Annotated in this window: 22 protein-coding genes; 13 read left to right on the plus strand and 9 right to left on the minus strand. The window is 71.2% G+C overall.

Going from position 1 to position 17,604, the window contains the following annotated elements; genetic code table 11:
- Positions 1 to 156: 156 nt before the first annotated feature.
- From ABTZ94_RS14870 to ABTZ94_RS14895, 6 genes are all read right to left on the minus strand, one after another.
- The gene (locus ABTZ94_RS14870; RefSeq protein ID WP_351201081.1) at positions 157 to 414 is read right to left on the minus strand and encodes a hypothetical protein; all 258 of its coding nucleotides are present in this window, start codon (positions 412 to 414) and stop codon (positions 157 to 159) included.
- A gap of 221 nt (positions 415 to 635) precedes the next feature.
- Complete coding sequence (locus ABTZ94_RS14875; RefSeq protein ID WP_351201083.1) at positions 636 to 1,592, minus strand: DUF389 domain-containing protein; 957 nt, start codon at positions 1,590 to 1,592, stop codon at positions 636 to 638.
- A gap of 27 nt (positions 1,593 to 1,619) precedes the next feature.
- A complete protein-coding gene (coaA, locus tag ABTZ94_RS14880) occupies positions 1,620 to 2,618 on the minus strand; it encodes a type I pantothenate kinase (RefSeq protein ID WP_351201085.1) in 999 nt (332 codons plus the stop codon).
- A gap of 144 nt (positions 2,619 to 2,762) precedes the next feature.
- Positions 2,763 to 3,737: a CU044_5270 family protein gene (locus ABTZ94_RS14885; RefSeq protein ID WP_351201087.1), complete on the minus strand. Its 975-nt coding sequence runs from the start codon at positions 3,735 to 3,737 to the stop codon at positions 2,763 to 2,765.
- On the minus strand, positions 3,725 to 4,324 hold the full coding sequence (locus tag ABTZ94_RS14890) for an RNA polymerase sigma factor (protein WP_351201089.1): 600 nt from the start codon (positions 4,322 to 4,324) through the stop codon (positions 3,725 to 3,727). The genes ABTZ94_RS14885 and ABTZ94_RS14890 overlap by 13 nt, the downstream gene beginning before the upstream one ends.
- 116 nt (positions 4,325 to 4,440) lie before the next feature.
- On the minus strand, positions 4,441 to 4,725 hold the full coding sequence (locus ABTZ94_RS14895; protein WP_351201091.1) for a hypothetical protein: 285 nt from the start codon (positions 4,723 to 4,725) through the stop codon (positions 4,441 to 4,443).
- Here ABTZ94_RS14895 and ABTZ94_RS14900 point away from each other — a divergent pair, their 5' ends adjacent.
- A complete protein-coding gene (locus ABTZ94_RS14900; protein WP_351201093.1) occupies positions 4,726 to 4,902 on the plus strand; it encodes a hypothetical protein in 177 nt (58 codons plus the stop codon).
- A gap of 78 nt (positions 4,903 to 4,980) precedes the next feature.
- Here the strand turns inward: ABTZ94_RS14900 and ABTZ94_RS14905 are convergent, their stop codons facing one another.
- A complete protein-coding gene (locus ABTZ94_RS14905; RefSeq protein WP_351201095.1) occupies positions 4,981 to 5,235 on the minus strand; it encodes a hypothetical protein in 255 nt (84 codons plus the stop codon).
- A 336-nt stretch (positions 5,236 to 5,571) separates the two neighbouring features.
- Here ABTZ94_RS14905 and glmS point away from each other — a divergent pair, with 336 nt between their 5' ends.
- The 8 genes from glmS (at position 5,572) to ABTZ94_RS14945 (ending at position 13,571) form a co-directional block, all read left to right on the plus strand.
- Entirely contained in the window at positions 5,572 to 7,419 is a 1,848-nt protein-coding gene (gene glmS, locus ABTZ94_RS14910; protein ID WP_351201097.1) for a glutamine--fructose-6-phosphate transaminase (isomerizing), read from the plus strand.
- A 20-nt stretch (positions 7,420 to 7,439) separates the two neighbouring features.
- Positions 7,440 to 7,835 carry a holo-ACP synthase gene (locus ABTZ94_RS14915; RefSeq protein WP_351201099.1) on the plus strand — a complete coding sequence of 132 codons (396 nt, stop codon included), beginning with the start codon at positions 7,440 to 7,442 and terminating at the stop codon, positions 7,833 to 7,835.
- Between the two features lie 334 nt (positions 7,836 to 8,169).
- Positions 8,170 to 9,630 carry an NAD(P)H-hydrate dehydratase gene (locus tag ABTZ94_RS14920; RefSeq protein ID WP_351201101.1) on the plus strand — a complete coding sequence of 487 codons (1,461 nt, stop codon included), beginning with the start codon at positions 8,170 to 8,172 and terminating at the stop codon, positions 9,628 to 9,630.
- 61 nt (positions 9,631 to 9,691) lie between these two features.
- Complete coding sequence (locus tag ABTZ94_RS14925) at positions 9,692 to 10,078, plus strand: DUF488 domain-containing protein (RefSeq protein WP_351201103.1); 387 nt, start codon at positions 9,692 to 9,694, stop codon at positions 10,076 to 10,078.
- 97 nt (positions 10,079 to 10,175) lie between these two features.
- Positions 10,176 to 11,330 (plus strand): alanine racemase, encoded by a 1,155-nt coding sequence (alr, locus tag ABTZ94_RS14930; RefSeq protein WP_351201105.1) that lies wholly within the window; start codon positions 10,176 to 10,178, stop codon positions 11,328 to 11,330.
- A 93-nt stretch (positions 11,331 to 11,423) separates the two neighbouring features.
- The gene (locus ABTZ94_RS14935) at positions 11,424 to 12,698 is read left to right on the plus strand and encodes an alpha/beta fold hydrolase (RefSeq protein WP_351201107.1); all 1,275 of its coding nucleotides are present in this window, start codon (positions 11,424 to 11,426) and stop codon (positions 12,696 to 12,698) included.
- Positions 12,667 to 13,230 carry a tRNA (adenosine(37)-N6)-threonylcarbamoyltransferase complex ATPase subunit type 1 TsaE gene (gene tsaE / locus ABTZ94_RS14940; protein ID WP_351201109.1) on the plus strand — a complete coding sequence of 188 codons (564 nt, stop codon included), beginning with the start codon at positions 12,667 to 12,669 and terminating at the stop codon, positions 13,228 to 13,230. The genes ABTZ94_RS14935 and tsaE overlap by 32 nt, the downstream gene beginning before the upstream one ends.
- Positions 13,231 to 13,394: 164 nt before the next feature.
- Complete coding sequence (locus ABTZ94_RS14945; protein ID WP_351201111.1) at positions 13,395 to 13,571, plus strand: hypothetical protein; 177 nt, start codon at positions 13,395 to 13,397, stop codon at positions 13,569 to 13,571.
- 18 nt (positions 13,572 to 13,589) lie between these two features.
- Here the strand turns inward: ABTZ94_RS14945 and ABTZ94_RS14950 are convergent, their stop codons facing one another.
- The gene (locus ABTZ94_RS14950) at positions 13,590 to 14,156 is read right to left on the minus strand and encodes a hypothetical protein (protein WP_502967245.1); all 567 of its coding nucleotides are present in this window, start codon (positions 14,154 to 14,156) and stop codon (positions 13,590 to 13,592) included.
- Positions 14,157 to 14,301: 145 nt separating this feature from the next.
- On the opposite strand from ABTZ94_RS14950, the gene tsaB reads away from it, so the two are divergent.
- From tsaB to ABTZ94_RS14970, 4 genes are read left to right on the plus strand one after another with little or no spacing between them, the layout of a single operon-like run.
- The gene (gene tsaB, locus ABTZ94_RS14955; RefSeq protein ID WP_351201113.1) at positions 14,302 to 14,964 is read left to right on the plus strand and encodes a tRNA (adenosine(37)-N6)-threonylcarbamoyltransferase complex dimerization subunit type 1 TsaB; all 663 of its coding nucleotides are present in this window, start codon (positions 14,302 to 14,304) and stop codon (positions 14,962 to 14,964) included.
- Positions 14,961 to 15,482, plus strand: coding sequence for a ribosomal protein S18-alanine N-acetyltransferase (gene rimI, locus ABTZ94_RS14960; RefSeq protein WP_351201115.1), 522 nt, complete (start codon positions 14,961 to 14,963; stop codon positions 15,480 to 15,482). Before tsaB ends, rimI begins: the two co-directional genes overlap by 4 nt.
- Complete coding sequence (gene tsaD / locus ABTZ94_RS14965; protein ID WP_351201117.1) at positions 15,482 to 16,576, plus strand: tRNA (adenosine(37)-N6)-threonylcarbamoyltransferase complex transferase subunit TsaD; 1,095 nt, start codon at positions 15,482 to 15,484, stop codon at positions 16,574 to 16,576. Before rimI ends, tsaD begins: the two co-directional genes overlap by 1 nt.
- Complete coding sequence (locus ABTZ94_RS14970) at positions 16,573 to 16,857, plus strand: hypothetical protein (RefSeq protein WP_351201119.1); 285 nt, start codon at positions 16,573 to 16,575, stop codon at positions 16,855 to 16,857. Before tsaD ends, ABTZ94_RS14970 begins: the two co-directional genes overlap by 4 nt.
- Here the strand turns inward: ABTZ94_RS14970 and ABTZ94_RS14975 are convergent.
- A complete protein-coding gene (locus ABTZ94_RS14975) occupies positions 16,796 to 17,575 on the minus strand; it encodes a TetR/AcrR family transcriptional regulator (RefSeq protein WP_351201121.1) in 780 nt (259 codons plus the stop codon). The genes ABTZ94_RS14970 and ABTZ94_RS14975 overlap by 62 nt on opposite strands.
- Positions 17,576 to 17,604 lie beyond the last annotated feature (29 nt).

Below are 17,604 nucleotides of genomic sequence, written 5' to 3' on the forward strand. Positions count from 1 at the left end.
GGATCACGTTGCCGTGATCCGGCTGTCTCGGGTACGTGCTCGGCTTCGACGGCCGGCGCCCCGCTTGCCGCGAGCGGTCGTGCTCGCGCGCCCGGGCGAACCCCTTGAGAGGTGAGGGGAAGCGCCACGAACCGCCCGCCCGATCCGACGATGCCGCTACTTGACGACGGTGACCGTGGCCCCCGTGGCTCCGTCCTCGGCCGTGATGTGTTTGACGACCGTTCCGTCGTAATCCGTGACGACAATGCTGCCGCCCCCCGGGTCACTGATGAACACCCGGTCATGGACACCGTCGACAACGATGTCCCCGAACGAGCTTACGGGCAGCTGCGTACTGCTGTCCGCTACCGCGGGCGCTGCCGCGACGCCGAACAAGGAGACAGAACCCGCGACTACAGCCAGTGCGGTGAGCATGGCAGAACTTCTGAAACGGATGTCTCTCGCCTTCCAAGTGGACACGCTGAACAGGGAGTTCCCGTCAGCCGCACGAACACTGGGACAGGCCACTGACAATGAGGCGGCACAGCTTCGCACCAGGGTCTTCCTTGCCGTTCACCGCTGAGCCCCGTCACTTCATGGACGCCCGTGCAGTCTTGACGGACAGGTTGGTCACCGGTACCGAGGGCCTGTTCGCGCTATTCGCCGGACGGGCTCGTGACGTGGCCCGTCCGGCGGCGGTGCGCCGCCCACAGGGCCCTCTGGACCAGCAGCGTCAGCGTCCCGGCGACCACGATCCCGCCGAGGTTCGCCAGCAGCTGGGCCACCGAGCCCCACATCTGGCCGTAGTCGCTGTAGCTGAACGCCACCGCCGCATTGGCGGCGGCCGGCACGGTGGTCACCGAGATGGCGACGCCGATCAGCGCCCCCGACTTCGCCGAAGTGAGCGAGAGTGTTCCGGCGACCCCGGCCAGGAACGCCACCACGAACGACATCGCGTCCGGCTTCCAGATGAACGCCGTGTTGGGCCGGCCGGCCTCGATCATCGAACGGGTGAACAGCCCGAAGGCGTCCATCAGCCAGGCGAACCCGGCGGTCAGTATCATCGCGACGGCGAAGCCGCCGATCAGCGCCACCAGCGACCGCCACACCAGCCGCGGAGCGCGCTGCACCAGGGCCGTGGAGATCCCGGCCAGCGGCCCGAACTCCGGGCCGACGGCCATCGCGCCCACGATCAGGATCGCGTTGTCGAGCATCACACCGCAGGCGGCGAGCATCGTCGCGACCGCGAGGAACGCCACATAGGTGACGCTGAACGTCGACTCCTCGTGGGTCGCCTCCGTCAACTCCTCCCACAGCACCGCGTCCGCACCCTCGCCCGGCGCCTCCTCCTCCGCCTTGTCGGCGTGCGCGGAGAGCGTCAGGTCCATGTTCTCGACGGTGATCGAACCGGACTCGTCGATACCGAGCCTGCGCAGCGCGCTGATCAGTTCGTCGCCCGCCTCGCGGGCCACATCGCACAGCACCACGTCGCCCGCCGGGTTACGGGCGACCCCGGACATCACCACGAGATGCGTCGTACCGATGGTGCTCTCCATCAGGTGCACCACCTCGTCCGTACGGTCGGCAGGGACGATCAGGCGCAGATGCAGCACGCGGCCACTCCCAGGAGGCTCGGAGAATCAGAGTTTGCGCAGGGACAGCCGCTGGACCTTGTGATCCGGCCCCTTGCGCAGCACCAGAGTGGCACGGCCCCGGGTGGGCGCGACGTTCTCCACCAGGTTGGGCTTGTTGATGGTCCGCCACATCGTCGCCGCGTACTCCATCGCCTCCGCCTCGGAGACCTGGGTGTACTTGCGGAAGTACGAGAACGGGTTCTGGAACGCCGTCTCGCGCAGCTTCCGGAACCGGTTGAGATACCAGGTCTCGATGTCCTCGGTCCGCGCGTCCACGTACACACTGAAGTCGAAGTAGTCGGCGAGCCCGACCCTGGTCCGCCCGTCCTTGCCAGGCATCGCGGGCTGAAGCACATTGAGCCCCTCGACGATCAGGATGTCGGGACGGCGCACGGTGAGCCGCTCGCCCGGCACGATGTCGTAGATCAGATGCGAGTAGACGGGCGCCGTCACCTCGTCCTTGCCGGCCTTGATGTCGGCGACGAAACGGGTCAGGGCACGCCGGTCGTACGACTCCGGGAACCCCTTGCGCGACATCAGCCCGCGCGCCTGGAGCTCCTTCATCGGCAGCAGGAACCCGTCCGTGGTGACGAGTTCGACGCGGGGGTGCTCGGGCCAGCGGGCCAGCAGCGCCTGGAGGATACGGGCGCTGGTGGACTTGCCGACCGCGACACTGCCCGCGACCCCTATGACGAAGGGGGTGCCGCGCTGCGCGCCGTGCCCGTTGCCCGCGTCCCCGAGGAAGGTGTTCAGGGCGCCGCGCAGGCCCGAGGTGGCCTGGACATACAGGTTGAGGAGCCGGGAGAGCGGCAGGTAGACGTCCCGAACCTCGTCGAGGTCGATGACGTCCCCGAGCCCGCGCAGCTGCTCCACCTCGTCGGCGGTCAGCGGCAGCGGCGTCTTGTCGCGCAGAGCGCTCCACTCGGCGCGCGACAGATCGACGTACGGCGTCGCCGCGTGCTCGGCGCGTCGAGGGGTGCTGCTTCGTGGCGGCGAAGTGATCACGTGTTCATTGTTGCGGGAGTTTTGACGGAGCGGGGGGTGGGCTCGGTCACGTGGAAGGACGGCGGGGGCCGGTGTCCGCACCCCTGTAGCGGACACCGGCCCCGGTTCGCGGGCCCGGGCGGTGTTCCCGGGCCCCGGGCGGTGTCAGGGCTTCTCGCCCTTGGCGTCGACGACCGCGGCCTCGACCCGGGCCTCGCTCAACAGGATCTGCCCGGCCTTGAACTTCTCCGGCCGCACTTGCGTCCTGCCCGCGGGGAGCCGGTTCTCGTAGTCCTCGGTGACCACGAAGCGCGTCCCGGCGTAGCGGAAGTCGTGCGGGTCGATGAGGATCTCCCGCTGTTCGTGGCGGCCGTCCTCCCTCCGGGTGATGGCGATGACCTCGCGTCCGGCGGCGTCCTTCACCAGGTGATCGGTGACGTGGACACCGGGGACGGTGGCCAGGGCCCGGTAGATCCGGGCGAGGGCGGCCGGCGCGATCGGGTACGCCTCGACCATCAGCCCCATCGCGCGGAAGCTGTGCTGAGCCTTTCCCTCGGGCGGGCTCTCGGCGGTGTGGCCGGTCGGGTAGAACGAGCGGACCTTCGCCAGCAGCAGCACCGGATCGTCGGGCAGTTCATTGGCGGCCCGGAAGACCTGTCGGGAGGTGCGGTAGTCGTCGTCCTTGCCGTTCTTGGCCGCGGCGGAGTTGTCGTACGGGACCCAGTTGTCGGGGTTGTACGAGATGTGGCCCCCGGCCGAGCCTCCCGGCTGGGCCATCACTGTCTTCGTGTAGATCCACTGGTCGTCGCGCGGCTCGGTCGGGGCGGGCCGCTTCTCCAGCGCGTCGGCGGCCCGGTTCAGCACCGCGGCCGGACTGTCCAGCCGCAGGGTTCCGGCGGTCGAGGCGGGTCCGGAGCGGTCGGGGGCGGCGGCGTCGACGAGCTGGGTGCCGAGCACGGCCGCCACGGTGATCGCCGCGGCCGCACCGAGTGCGGCGATCCGCCAGTCGGCCCGCAGCCGACGGACCCGGCGGCCCGAGGCGGCGGCCTCGGTGAGCCGCTGCCGGCCCGCGGCGAGCGAGGAATGGTCGGATACGGGCGCGTCCGCGCGCAGTTCGCGCAGCCGGGTCATTTCGTCCATGACGGAGTCAGCTCCATGACGTCGGGCGGGAACAAGGGATCCATGCGGAGCGCTTCCCTGACCTTGCGGCGGGCGCGATTGAGCCGGGACCGTACGGTGCCGAGCGGGATGCCCATCGCCTCGGCGACCTCCTGGTACCCGAGGTCGGCCCAGGCGACGAGCAGCAGCACGTGCCGGTCACCGGGCGAGAGCGAGGCGAGCGCCCCGGCCAGCGGCGCCTGGACGGCGATCCGGTCGTCGCAGCGGTCGCTCCAGGACGCGGCCACCGGGTCCTGACCGGTCCGGGCCAAGGCCCGCAGCCCCCTCTCCTCGCTGCGCCGGTGCTTGCCGATGAGGTTCGCGGCGATGCCGTACAGCCAGGGCCGGGCGCTGCGGTGCGCGCTGTCGTAGCGGCGCCGGGAGCGGAACGCGATGAGAAAGGTCTCCGCCGTGATGTCGTCCGCCGCGCCCTCCCCGAGGCGGCGGGTGGTATAGCGGTGGATGTCCGGCGCGTGCCGGTCGTAGAGCCCGGCGAAGATCTCGGGATGCTCCAGCGACTGCGCGACGACCTCGGCGTCGTCGTCGGGTCCGGCTGGCGGTCCGGTCACGTGGGCTCCCTGGGCTCGGCGGGTGAGCGTGTCACCCCTTGTTCCCCACAGGTCCCGAAAAGGTTCACGGACCGGGACACGCCGCGCCGTGGCACGAGGGCTCCGGCGCGGCGCCGTCAGGCTCCCCGCTTGCCGCGGCCTCTGCGCAGGGCGATGAGCAGGGCCAGCGGCGGAATGATCAGCAGCCAGATGATGATGATCGTGCCGGGGTCCGGGTTCGGTTCGTCCAGCTCCATGAGCATGGCCACGGTCGCGATCAGGCCCCAGATCACCGTCGCGATGCCGGACAGCCACATGAGGACGGTCCGGGCCAGCCGTGCGCCCTTGGTCTGCGGGGTGCTGCCCGGACGGCCGCCCCGGCTTCGGGGGCGGGGGATGCGGTCCGGGTCGCGGGGCGGCATGTGGACCACCACCGAGGACGGTACGCCCGCGTCGATCACGGCCAGGCGGCTCGGCGCCAGGTCCTTGTAGAGCGTGGGCTCGACGCGGATCTGGAAGCCGTCGAGACCCGTGAGGTAGCGGCCACCGTCCGGGTGGACGACCAGCGCCGCGCACTCCCGGAGTACCAGGCCCTTTGACCCGGTACTTCGGGAAGCCGGTGAGTGTGACGCGGGGCCGCTACCGGGCGGGCTCGCGCCGCCGCGGAATGCGCGCTGTCACCTGACGTCGACGTAGTCGCCGGAGGCCGTCGCGCCGCCCGTCGTGGCCGTCTCGCCGAAGGTCCAGCGCCAGTAGCCGTCCGTGGACGCCGTGACGGTGGTCTTCAGGTCACCCGAGGAGTTCGCCTTGACGATCTCGACCGTGGAGTAGGTGCTGGTGCCCGCCTTGCGGAACTGCAGCTTTGCCGACTTGCCGCTGTAACCGGTGTACGTGTGCTTCACCCAGTCCGCGCGCGTGAGCCTGCCGGTCACGGTGAGTGTCCTGCCCTTGGCTGGCTGCTGAGGTGCGAGATTCCGTGCCGCGTCCCGGAGTTCGCTGCTGCCCTGCCGCCCAGCCGCCCTGCTGCCGGGGCTGGATGTCGCGGGGCTGCACCTGGCCCACCCGCCTGTGCGGCGATGTCGGAATCCTCGCGGAGGGATTCATCGCTCCGACAGCTTCGACCAGGCTCCTGCGCGAGGAGTTTCCCGGCCTGGAGTGGTTCGGTCGCGCCTTGTCCTCAATCATCGGACGGGCTTGATTTCTGCCGCCCCGTTCACCTTCTGCGACGATGCGAAGGAGAGGGGGCGGGCGACCAGGAAGGGAACGGTATGTGCGGAATCGTCGGATACGTCGGTGGACAGTCGGCGCAGGACGTCGTCGTCGCGGGTCTCAAGCGCCTCGAATACCGGGGCTACGACTCGGCGGGCATCGCCGTCCTCGCGGACGGCGGGCTGGCCGCCGTGAAGAAGGCCGGGAAGCTCGTCAATCTGGAGAAGACGCTGGCCGAGGTGCCGCTCCCGGCCGGGACCACCGGGATCGGGCACACCCGCTGGGCCACCCACGGCGCCCCCACCGACGCCAATGCCCACCCGCACCTCGACAACGCGGGCCGCGTCGCCGTCGTGCACAACGGGATCATCGAGAACTTCGCCGTCCTGCGCGCCGAACTCGCCGAGCGCGGCCACGATCTGGCCTCCGAGACCGACACCGAGGTCGTCGCCCATCTCCTCGCCGAGGCCTTCTCGTCCTGTGCGGACCTGGCGGAGGCGATGCGGCAGGTCTGCCGGCAGCTGGAGGGCGCCTTCACCCTCGTCGCCGTGCACGCGGACGCGCCCGACGCGGTGGTCGGGGCCCGGCGCAACTCGCCCCTTGTGGTGGGGGTGGGGGAGGACGAGTCGTTCCTGGCCTCCGATGTGGCCGCGTTCATCGCGCACACCCGCGTCGCGATCGAGCTGGGGCAGGACCAGGTGGTGGAGCTGCGCCGGGAAGGTGTCACCGTCACCGACTTCGACGGGCGGCCCGCCGAGGTCCGTAAGTACCACGTGGACTGGGACGTCTCCGCCGCCGAGAAGGGCGGCCACGCCTCGTTCATGCTCAAGGAGATCGAGGACCAGCCCAAGGCCGTCGCCGACACGCTCCTCGGGCGGATCGACGGCGCGGGCACGCTCCACCTCGACGAGGTACGGATCACGCCCCGCGAGCTCCGGGAGGTCGACAAGGTCGTCATCGTCGCCTGCGGTACCGCGTTCCACGCCGGGATGATCGCCAAGTACGCCATCGAGCACTGGACCAGGATTCCCTGCGAGACCGAGCTGGCCAGCGAGTTCCGCTACCGCGATCCGATCCTCGACCACCGCACCCTCGTCGTCGCGATCTCCCAGTCCGGCGAGACGATGGACACTCTGATGGCCCTGCGGCACGCCCGTGAACAGGGCGCGAAGGTCCTCGCCATCTGCAACACGAACGGCTCCACCATCCCGCGGGAGTCCGACGCCGTGCTCTACACGCACGCAGGGCCCGAAGTCGCCGTGGCCTCCACCAAGGCGTTCCTCACCCAGCTCGTCGCCTGCTACCTCGTCGCCCTGTATCTCGGACAACTCTGCGGTACGAAGTGGGGCGACGAGATCCGGACCGTCATCCGCCAGCTCTCCGAGATCTCCGGGGCAGTCGAACGGGTCCTGACGACCATGGAACCCGTACGCGCACTTGCCCGCTCCCTCGCCGACCACGACACCGTGCTCTTCCTGGGCCGCCATGTCGGCTACCCCGTAGCGCTGGAAGGCGCGTTGAAGCTCAAGGAACTCGCGTACATGCACGCCGAGGGCTTCGCCGCCGGTGAGCTCAAGCACGGGCCGATCGCGCTCATCGAGGACGATCTGCCGGTCGTCGTGGTCGTGCCCTCGCCGCGCGGCCGGTCGGTGCTGCACGACAAGATCGTGTCGAACATCCAGGAGATCCGGGCCCGCGGCGCCCGCACCATCGTCATCGCCGAGGAGGGCGACGAGGCGGTCGTCCCGTACGCCGACCATCTGATCCGGATTCCCGTTACGCCTACGCTGCTTCAGCCGCTGGTGTCGACCGTGCCGCTGCAGGTATTCGCCTGCGAACTGGCGACGGCCCGCGGCAACGATGTGGACCAGCCGCGCAATCTGGCGAAGTCCGTGACCGTGGAGTAGCGAACAGTGAAGGAACAAGCGTGATCATCGGGGTCGGGATCGATGTGGCCGAGATCGAACGGTTCGACGCGGCGCTGGAGCGTACGCCGCAGATGGCCGACCGGCTCTTCCTGAAGAGCGAGTTGCTGTTGCCCAGCGGCGAGCGGCGCGGCATCGCCTCGCTCGCCGCGCGGTTCGCTGCGAAGGAGGCTCTCGCGAAGGCGCTCGGCGCGCCGAGCGGCCTGCTGTGGACGGATGCCGAGGTGTACGTCGAGGACAGCGGGCAGCCCCGGCTGCGCGTCCGCGGGACCGTCGCCGCGCGCGCGGCGGAGCTGGGTGTGGCGCACTGGCACGTCTCGCTGAGCCATGACGCGGGGGTGGCGTCGGCCGTGGTGATCGCGGAGGGTCGGCAACTGCACGCTGGGGAGCATGTATGAAGTCGGTTTAGCTCGATCGTGTGATGGTCGGCCCACAGGCTTGCGGCGACCTGGCTGGGCGGGAGTATCGTCATCGTGCGATCTGGGACGCTGGGTGTGGTGCCAGCGTGCGGGGCCCCTGCTCCACCGGAGAGATGGTTCAGGGCCTCCCCGTCGCCTCTGGCCACATGGCCAGATCGCGCAGGGAACTGGCCTCCCGGGATCGGACCACGCACAGGATGCGTGTCGCCGCCCCGGGGGTGAGTATGCCGGGGACCAGTGCGCCCAAGACCGTTCGGGGCGTGCGGCTCAGCGGACTCACTCCCGCTCAGTCCAAAGGAACGGTTGAGCACACATGCGTACTGCGTACAGCGTTCAGACCGTACGGTCCGCGGAACGGGCCCTGATGGCCAAGCTGCCCGAGGGCGCCCTGATGCAGCGTGCCGCGGCGGGACTCGCGGCGGCCTGCGCCGATGTGCTGCGGCGACGCGGTCGGGTGTACGGGGCCCGGGTCGTCCTGCTCGTCGGCAGCGGCGACAACGGGGGCGACGCGCTGTATGCGGGCGCCCGGCTGGCCCGCCGCGGCGCGGGTGTGCGCGCCGTGCTCACCTCGCCGGGGCGCGCCCATGAGGGCGGGCTCGCGGCGCTGCTCGCGGCGGGCGGGCGCGTGGAGGAGGGGGACGCTTCGACGAGCGCCCAGGGCGGGCACATCGATCTCGTGGTCGACGGGATCACCGGCATCGGCGGGCACGGCGGGCTGCGCGCGGAGGCCGCCCAGCTGGTGCGGGCCTTGGAGGCGAGTGGTGCGGCCTTCGTCGCCGTCGATCTGCCCAGCGGGGTCGAGGCCGACACCGGCGAGGTGCTCGGCGACGCCGTGCGCGCCGACGCGACCGTCACCTTCGGTACGTACAAGCCCGGGCTGCTCATCGACCCGGCCGCCGACCTGGCGGGCGCCCTGCGTCTCGTCGACATCGGGCTCGGGCCCGAGCTGCCCGACGTACCCGACCTGGAGGCTTTGCAGTACGCGGACGTCGCCGCACTCCTGCCGGTTCCCGGCAGTGAGAGCGACAAGTACCGGCGTGGTGTCGTCGGCATCGTTGCCGGGTCGGCGCGGTACCCGGGGGCGGCGGTGCTGGCCGTCTCCGGGGCGCTGCGGGGCGGTGCAGGAGCCGTGCGGTACGTCGGTCCCGGCGCCCACGCGGTGATCGCCCGCCATCCGGAGACGCTGGTCCACGCGGGGCCGCCGTCGAAGGCGGGGCGGGTGCAGGCATGGGTCGTCGGGCCCGGGCTCGGTGACGGCACGGAGGCCGTCGAAGCGGTCCGTGGCGTGCTGGCCGCGGACGTTCCGGTCCTCGTCGACGCGGACGGACTGCGGCTGCTCGACGCCACCGCCGTGCGCTCGCGCACCGCACCGACCGTCCTCACCCCGCACGCCGGTGAGGCCGCGGCCCTGCTCGGCGTCCCGCGCGAGGAGGTCGAGGCGGGGCGGCTGGCCGCCGTGCGGGAACTGGCTGCCCGCTACCGCGCCACGGTCCTGCTCAAGGGGTCGACGACCCTGGTCGCCACCGAGACCGGGCACACTCCCGTACGGGTCAACCCGACCGGCACCTCCTGGCTGGCCACGGCCGGCAGCGGCGATGTCCTGTCCGGTCTGACCGGCTCCCTGCTGGCCGCGGGCCTCGCCCCGCGCGACGCCGCGTCCGTCGGTGCGTATCTGCACGGCCTGGCCGCCCGCCACGCTTCGAACAGCGCTCCCGTCGCCGCGCAGGACGTCGCCGAGGCGATCCCGGCGGCGTGGCGGGACGTACGGGCCTGAGCGATTCTGGGCGCAGACGGACGCCGACCGGGTCCGAAGGACGTCGACAGGAGGGCCGACCGTGGGCAGCAGCAGCGATGTACGCGTACGCCGGGTGTACGACCCACAGGAGGACGACGACGGCACCCGCGTCCTCGTCGACCGGCTCTGGCCGCGCGGCGTGGCCAAGGACCGGGCCCGCATCGACAAGTGGCTCAAGGACATCACTCCGTCGAACGAGCTGCGCGCCTGGTACCACGACGACCGCACGGGCACCCGCTACGACGACTTCGTCGACCGCTACCGCGCCGAGCTGGCCGACCCCGCCCACGCCGCGGCCGTCGACGAACTGGTGGAACTGGTCCGCGAGGGCGGCCCGGTCACGCTGGTCACAGCGGTCAAGGACGTACCGCACAGCCACGTCCCGGTCCTCGTCGACCATCTGGAACACGAGCTGCGCCATCACTGAGGTGTACACACCCAGCACAGCGGACGACCCCGGCTGCGGGCCTTTCTGGACCCGCCGCCCGAGGGCCTTGTCATACGTCTCTGAGAGACTGGGCGCGATGAATGAGACAGCGTCCTTGAGAGCCCGTGCCGAGATCGACCTCGCAGCACTGCGCGCCAATGTGCGTGCATTGCGCACGCGGGTGGCCGGCGCGCAACTCATGGCCGTCGTCAAATCCGATGCGTACGGACACGGGGCGGTGCCCTGCGCCCGGGCCGCGCTGGAGGCCGGGGCGACCTGGCTGGGCACCGCGACGCCGCAGGAGGCGCTCGCCCTGCGGGCTGCCGGGCTCGGCGGCCGGGTGATGTGCTGGCTGTGGACGCCGGGCGGCCCCTGGCGCGAGGCCATCGAGGCCGACATCGATGTGTCGGTGAGCGGGATGTGGGCCCTGCGCGAGGTCCTCGCCGCGGCCACGGAGGCCGGTATTCCGGCGCGTATCCAACTCAAGGCCGACACCGGCCTCGGGCGCAACGGCTGTCAGCCCGCCGACTGGCCGGAGCTGGTCGCCGCCGCCCGCACCGCCGAGGACGCGGGCACCGTCAGGATCACCGGCCTCTGGTCCCACTTCGCCTGCGCCGACGAGCCCGGCCACCCCTCCATCGCCGCCCAGCTCAACGTGTTCCGGGACATGGTCGCGCACGCGGAGAAGGAGGGCGTCGACCCCGAGGTGCGCCATACGGCCAACTCCCCGGCGACGCTGACGATCCCCGAGGCGCACTTCGATCTCGTACGGACCGGGATCGCGATGTACGGCATCTCGCCCAGCCCCGAGCTGGGCACCCCCGCCGACTTCGGGCTGCGCCCCGTCATGACGCTCGTGGCGTCGGTCGCCCTGGTCAAGCGGGTGCCGGCCGGTCACGGGGTCAGTTACGGACACCACTACACGACCTCCGGCGAGACCACTCTGGGCTTGGTGCCGGTCGGCTACGCGGACGGCATCCCGCGCCATGCCTCGGGCCGTGCACCCGTCCTGGTCGGCGGTGTGCGGCGGCGGATCGCGGGCCGGGTGGCCATGGACCAGTTCGTCGTCGACCTTCACGGGGACGAGGTCGAAGTGGGCAGCGAGGCGGTGCTCTTCGGCCCGGGGGACCGGGGCGAGCCGAGCGCCGAGGACTGGGCGCAGGCCTGCGACACGATCGCGTACGAGATCGTCACCCGGATCAGCACCCGTGTACCGCGCGTCCATCTGAATGGAACCCCGGCCGAGTCCTGACCGATCAAGCGCCCCTGTCCAGGCACGATCTGAGCACGGCCGGAACAGACCAGCCCTGACCTGACGGATACGACCGACGAGGAGCGCGGCACGGTGAGCGAGATCAGCGCGGGGGACGCGGTGACGGACGCCGCTACGGCGGTCGGCTGGCGCCGGGCGGGGATCGCCGGAGCCGCCATAGGCGTGATCGCGGCCGGAGCCGCCGCCGGTGTCGCCGTCGAGCGGCTGACCGTGGGCCGGGGCATGCGCAGGAAAGCCAGGCTGGCGCTGGACGCCTCGGGACCGTACGGCTCGCTGCGCGGACTGCCCGGCCGGGCCGCGGCCGACGACGGCACCGAGCTGTACTACGAGGTCGACGAGGTCGAACCGGACGGCGGTACGGAGGCCGCCGGGGGCGGCGAGAGCGGTACCAGCGCCTCCGGTACCGCGACAGGGGCCGGTACGCGCCGCCGCCGGCTCTTCGGCCGCAAGGCGCCCGCGCCCGTCACCGTCGTCTTCAGCCACGGCTACTGCCTCAGCCAGGACTCCTGGCACTTCCAGCGGGCCGCGCTGCGCGGTCTGGTCCGCACCGTCCACTGGGATCAGCGCAGCCACGGCCGCTCCGAGCGGGGCCGGGCCCAGGCGGACGGGGTGACGGTCGGCATCGATCAGCTCGGCCGTGATCTGAAGGCGGTCATCGACGCGGCGGCCCCGGAGGGCCGGCTGGTGCTGGTCGGGCACTCGATGGGCGGCATGACGATGATGGCGCTCGCTGAGCAGTACCCCCAGCTCATCCGGGACCGGGTCGCCGCCGTCGCCTTCGTCGGCACATCGAGCGGAAGGCTCGGCGAGGTCAATTTCGGGCTGCCGATCGCGGGCGTGAACGCCGTGCGGCGGGTGCTGCCCGGGGTGCTCAAGGCGCTCGGCTCCCAGGCCGAGCTGGTGGAACGGGGCAGGCGGGCGACCGCGGACCTCTTCGCCGGGCTGATCAAGCGGTACTCGTTCGGTTCGCGGGATGTCGACCCGGCGGTCGAGCGGTTCGCCGAGAGGCTCATCGAATCCACCCCGATCGATGTGGTCGCCGAGTTCTACCCGGCCTTCACCGAACACGACAAGAGCCACGTCCTGCCCGCGTTCCGTGACGTCCCGGTGCTGATCCTGGCGGGCGACAAGGACCTGGTGACGCCCAGCTCGCACAGCGAGGCCATCGCGGACCAGCTCCCGGACGCGGAGTTGGTCATCGTCCCGGACGGCGGTCATCTGGTGATGCTGGAACACCCGGAAACGGTGACGGACCGGCTGGCGGACCTGCTGGTACGCGTCGGGGCGGTGCCGGCAGCGGCTAACGTTGGCGAGCATGGAAGCACCGCACAACAGCCTGGCGGCTGAGGTGAACGAGGGCGCCGCACCGGGCACCGTCACCGTGAGCCTCGCCGTCGAGTCCCCCGAACAAATGCAGGCCCTCGGCCGCCGGCTCGCCGGTGTACTGCGCCCCGGCGACCTCGTGATGCTCACCGGTGAGCTCGGCGCCGGAAAGACGACGCTGACCCGGGGGCTCGGCGAGGGCCTCGGGGTGCGCGGCGCCGTCACCTCTCCCACCTTCGTGATCGCCCGCGTCCACCCGTCGCTGACCGGCGGTCCCGCGCTGGTCCACGTCGACGCGTACCGCCTCGGCGGCGGGCTGGACGAGATGGAGGACCTGGACCTCGATGTCTCGCTGCCGGAGTCGGTGGTGGTCGTGGAGTGGGGCGTTGGCAAGGTCGAGGAGCTGGCGGAGGACCGGCTGCAGGTGCTGATCCACCGCGCGGTCGGCGACACCGACGACGAACGGCGCTCGGTGACGCTGGTGGGGATCGGGGCGCGCTGGGCGGGACTGCGTGAGGACATGGCCACCGGACTGCCGGGACAGACGGCCCGGTAGGGGCTGCGCTGCTGTCGTTCGAGTGCGGATTCGGCCGTCCGGCACTCTTTCCGACAAGCCGTCGGTAAATTGTTGCGCGGGGAGCGACGGTCGTGGTCACATGGACGGGAGACCTGGTTAGGCCTACCTAACCACGACCTCCACCGGAGCTCCAGGAGGCATCCATGCCGACGCCCGAGCGTGACCCGCAGCCGCAGCCGCAGCCGCCGTCCGCCCTGTCGATGAAGGATCTGCTGGCCTCGTGCGCCGCCGCCACGGCGGTGTCCACGCCACCGGTCGAGCCGCGCGAGCCGGCCGAGGAAGAGACGGACGGGCTGCCGTCCCGGCGTGACGCGGCATAGCCCGTGCGTGGTGTCCCGTTACGGGACGACGACGACCTTCGTGCGTACCGTCGCGAAGTCCCACACCGCGTTCCCGTCGGCCCGGGACATCCGCACGCCCCCCGTCTTCAGTGACGGATCTGGGCTCTCCATCGAGCCGTCCACCGCCGCACTGAATCCGACGGACACGCCCTCCACCATCGCGAAGCGCACCACGTGCTCGATCATCGTGCCGTCCGAGCCCTTGGTGGGTGGCCCCTGGCGCGGCGTGCCCACCTGATACGTCCCAGGTCGCGGACTCAGCGCGCTCGGCATGACCCCGAAGGTCCTGGTCACATGCCCGGCCGAGTCGACGAGCCACACCTGACGGTCCACCAGGGCGTACACCACACGCTTACCGGTGCCGGAGTCGGCCGGGAGCGCGGCCGGCGGCTTCTTGTCCTTCGGCTTGTCGTGGCCGGTGGCGGGGGCGCTGCTGGAAGTCTTCGGCTTGGGGGCGGCGACGGAGTCGGGGGCGTTCGCCGATGCCTGGTAGGCCAGGAAACCGACCGCGGCGAGAGCCGCCGCAGTGAGCCCGGCCACGATTCCCGAGCTGCCCCTAGCCACCGTGCGCGCCCCTTTCGCTTCCGTTTGTAGTACAAGCATTTACGTCGTACCCGCGTGTACACGGTGACGTTAGCAGCCGGGGGCGGTCGCACCGGGACGCCGTACAGGACACCGTGCCCGGTCGGAGGAGCCGTAGGCTGTTTGCGTGCTCTTGCTCGCCGTGGATACCGCCACCCCCGCCGTCACCGTCGCCCTTCACGACGGGACTTCCGTCGTCGCCGAGTCCGGTCAGGTCGACGCCCGAAGGCACGGGGAGCTGCTGCTGCCCGCCGTCGACCGGGTCCTCGCCGAGGCCGGAGTGAGACTCGACGCCGTGACGGACGTGGTCGTGGGTGTCGGCCCCGGACCGTACACCGGGCTGCGGGTCGGCCTGGTCACGGCCGCGACCTTCGGCTCCGCGCTCTCCGTACCCGTGCACGGGCTGTGCACCCTGGACGGTCTCGCGTACGCCGCCGGGCAGGACGGCCTGGAAGGGCCGTTCGCCGTCGCGACGGACGCCCGCCGCAAGGAGGTCTACTGGGCGAGGTACGAGGACTCCCGTACGCGTGCCACGGAGCCCGCCGTCGACCGGCCCGCCGACATCGCCGAGCGGCTCGCCGGACTCCCCGTCGTCGGGGCGGGTGCGGTGCTCTACCCCGAGGCGTTCCCGGACGCCCGGGGCCCCGAGCACGTCTGCGCAGGTGCGCTGGCAGCCCTCGCCGCCGAGCGTCTTGCCGCGGGCGCGGAACTGCTGCCGCCGCAGCCGCTCTACCTCCGCAGGCCCGACGCCCAGGTTCCGAAGAACTACAAGGTGGTCACCCCGAAGTGAGGACCACGACTGCCGTGCTGCGCGAGATGCGCTGGTGGGACATCGATCCGGTGCTGGAGCTCGAACACGAGCTGTTCCCGGAGGACGCCTGGTCGGCCGGTATGTTCTGGTCCGAGCTGGCGCACTCCCGCGGCCCGCAGGCCACCCGCCGCTATGTCGTCGCCGAGGACCCCACCACCGGCCGGATCGTGGGCTATGCCGGGCTCGCCGCGGCCGGTGATCTCGCCGACGTGCAGACGATCGGTGTCACCCGAGGCAACTGGGGCGGCGGCCTCGGCTCCGAACTCCTCACCGATCTGCTGAAGCACGCCACGGCCTTCGAGTGCGCCGAGGTGCTGCTCGAAGTCCGCGTCGACAACACCCGGGCGCAGAAGCTGTACGAACGCTTCGGCTTCGAACCGATCGGCTTCCGCCGCGGCTACTACCAGCCGGGCAACATCGACGCACTCGTCATGCGCCTCCACGTCCACGAACACGATCACGTACAAGAGCTCGTACAGGGAACAGAGACTGACTGATGGCTGACGAACCGCTCGTACTCGGCATCGAGACCTCCTGCGACGAGACCGGCGTCGGCATCGTCCGCGGTACGACGCTGCTCGCCGACGCTGTCGCCTCCAGCGTCGACACGCACGCCCGCTTCGGCGGCGTCGTCCCGGAGATCGCCTCCCGCGCGCACCTGGAGGCGATGGTCCCCACCATCGAGCGCGCTCTGAAGGAGGCCGGGATCAGCGCCCGCGACCTCGACGGCATCTCCGTCACCGCAGGCCCCGGGCTGGCGGGCGCGCTGCTCGTCGGCGTCTCGGCGGCGAAGGCGTACGCGTACGCGCTGAACAAGCCGCTCTACGGGGTGAACCACCTCGCCTCGCACATCTGCGTGGACCAGCTGGAGCACGGCCCGCTGCCCGAGCCGACGATGGCGCTGCTGGTCAGCGGCGGCCACTCCTCGCTGCTGCTCGCGCCGGACATCACCAATGACGTACGGCCGCTGGGTGCGACCATCGACGACGCGGCGGGCGAGGCCTTCGACAAGATCGCCCGGGTGCTGAACCTCGGCTTCCCCGGCGGCCCGGTCATCGACCGGCTGGCGAAGGAGGGCGACCCGAAGGCGATCGCGTTCCCGCGCGGTCTGAGCGGCTCGCGCGATCCCGCGTACGACTTCTCCTTCTCCGGTCTGAAGACGTCCGTCGCCCGCTGGATCGAGGCGAAGCGGGCCGCGGGCGAGGAGGTGCCGGTACGGGATGTGGCCGCGTCCTTCCAGGAGGCCGTGGTGGATGTGCTCACCCGAAAGGCCGTCCGGGCCTGCAAGGACGAGGGCGTCGACCACCTGATGATCGGCGGCGGTGTCGCGGCCAACTCGCGGCTGCGGGCGCTGGCCGAGGAGCGGTGCGAGCGGGCCGGTATCCGGCTGCGGGTGCCGCGGCCCGGGCTGTGCACGGACAACGGGGCGATGGTCGCGGCGCTGGGCGCGGAGATGGTGGCCCGGGGCAGGCCGGCCTCGGACCTGGAACTGTCCGCGGACTCGTCGCTGCCGGTGACCGACACCCACGTTCCCGGTGCCCACGCGCACGACCATGTGCACGAGATCAGCAAGGACAACCTGTACTCATGAGCGGCACGACCGTTGCGCTGATGTGGGAGGCCCGCGCCGCCGACGGCAGAGGCCCCGAACTCCTGGAGTGGGCGCGCGCCCGGTCGGCCGAGCTGGCCCGCGAGCCGCTGCGCCGCGAGCTGCTGCGTGCCCCGCAGGACCGGGTCCTGGTCATCACCTGGTGGGAGGCGGCGTACGGCGACGAGCTGCCCGAACTCCCCGAACCGGACGCCGAGTTGATCACGCGTCCGGTGCACCGCTGGCGCTTCGAGTCCCTGGGGGCCGTCGAATCCCTCGGCTGACGCGAGCCGTCGAGCCCCGGGAAGTCCCTCGGCTGATCAGTCCCTCGATGATCGCGTCGAGTTCGTCGGCCACCTCGTAGTCGGCGGCGTACTCGCGCCACCGTTCGGCGACCTCCGTCAGCCGAGGCAGCGCGGCCGCGTCCTCCTCGGTGATCATCTCGGGGAAGTACCGCCTGCTCGGCGGGTTCTCCGCGCGGCGCTCGGCCGCCCTGCGGAAGACCAGGTCGCCGTAGACGTAACTCCAGACCGCCCGGTACGCGCGTACTGCCCGGGCGGGGGAGAGGCCGCAGGCGAGCGCGGAGTCGATGATCTCCTCGACCATCCACAGCGCGTTCTTGTCGGTGAGCTCGCCCAGCGCCAGGATGTCCAGAACCCAGGGGATCCGCGCCAGCATGCCGTGCATGTGCACCGCCACCGCGAGCAGTCGCTCGCGCGGGTCCTCGGGCAGTTCAGGGCGCGGGAAGCCGGCCGCGGTGCCCGACAGGGTGAGCATCAGCAGCTCGTCCTTGTCCTGCACGTAGTGGTACAGCGCCATCGGCGTGGAGCCGAGCTCCTTCGCCACCCGCCGCATGCTCAGGGCGTCCAGGCCCTCTTCCTCGATGATGCGGCGCGCGGTGGCGACCATCGCGTCCGGGTCGAGCCTGCGCGGCCGCCCGACGGACCGTTTCGCCGCCGTCTGCTTCTTCGTTGTTCCTGATGCCTTTTCTGTCCCTGACACCCGGACATTGTCCCCCGTTCCATTGCGAC

The sequence above is a fragment of the Streptomyces sp. NPDC002785 genome (assembly GCF_040295565.1).
Lineage (GTDB): Bacteria > Actinomycetota > Actinomycetes > Streptomycetales > Streptomycetaceae > Streptomyces.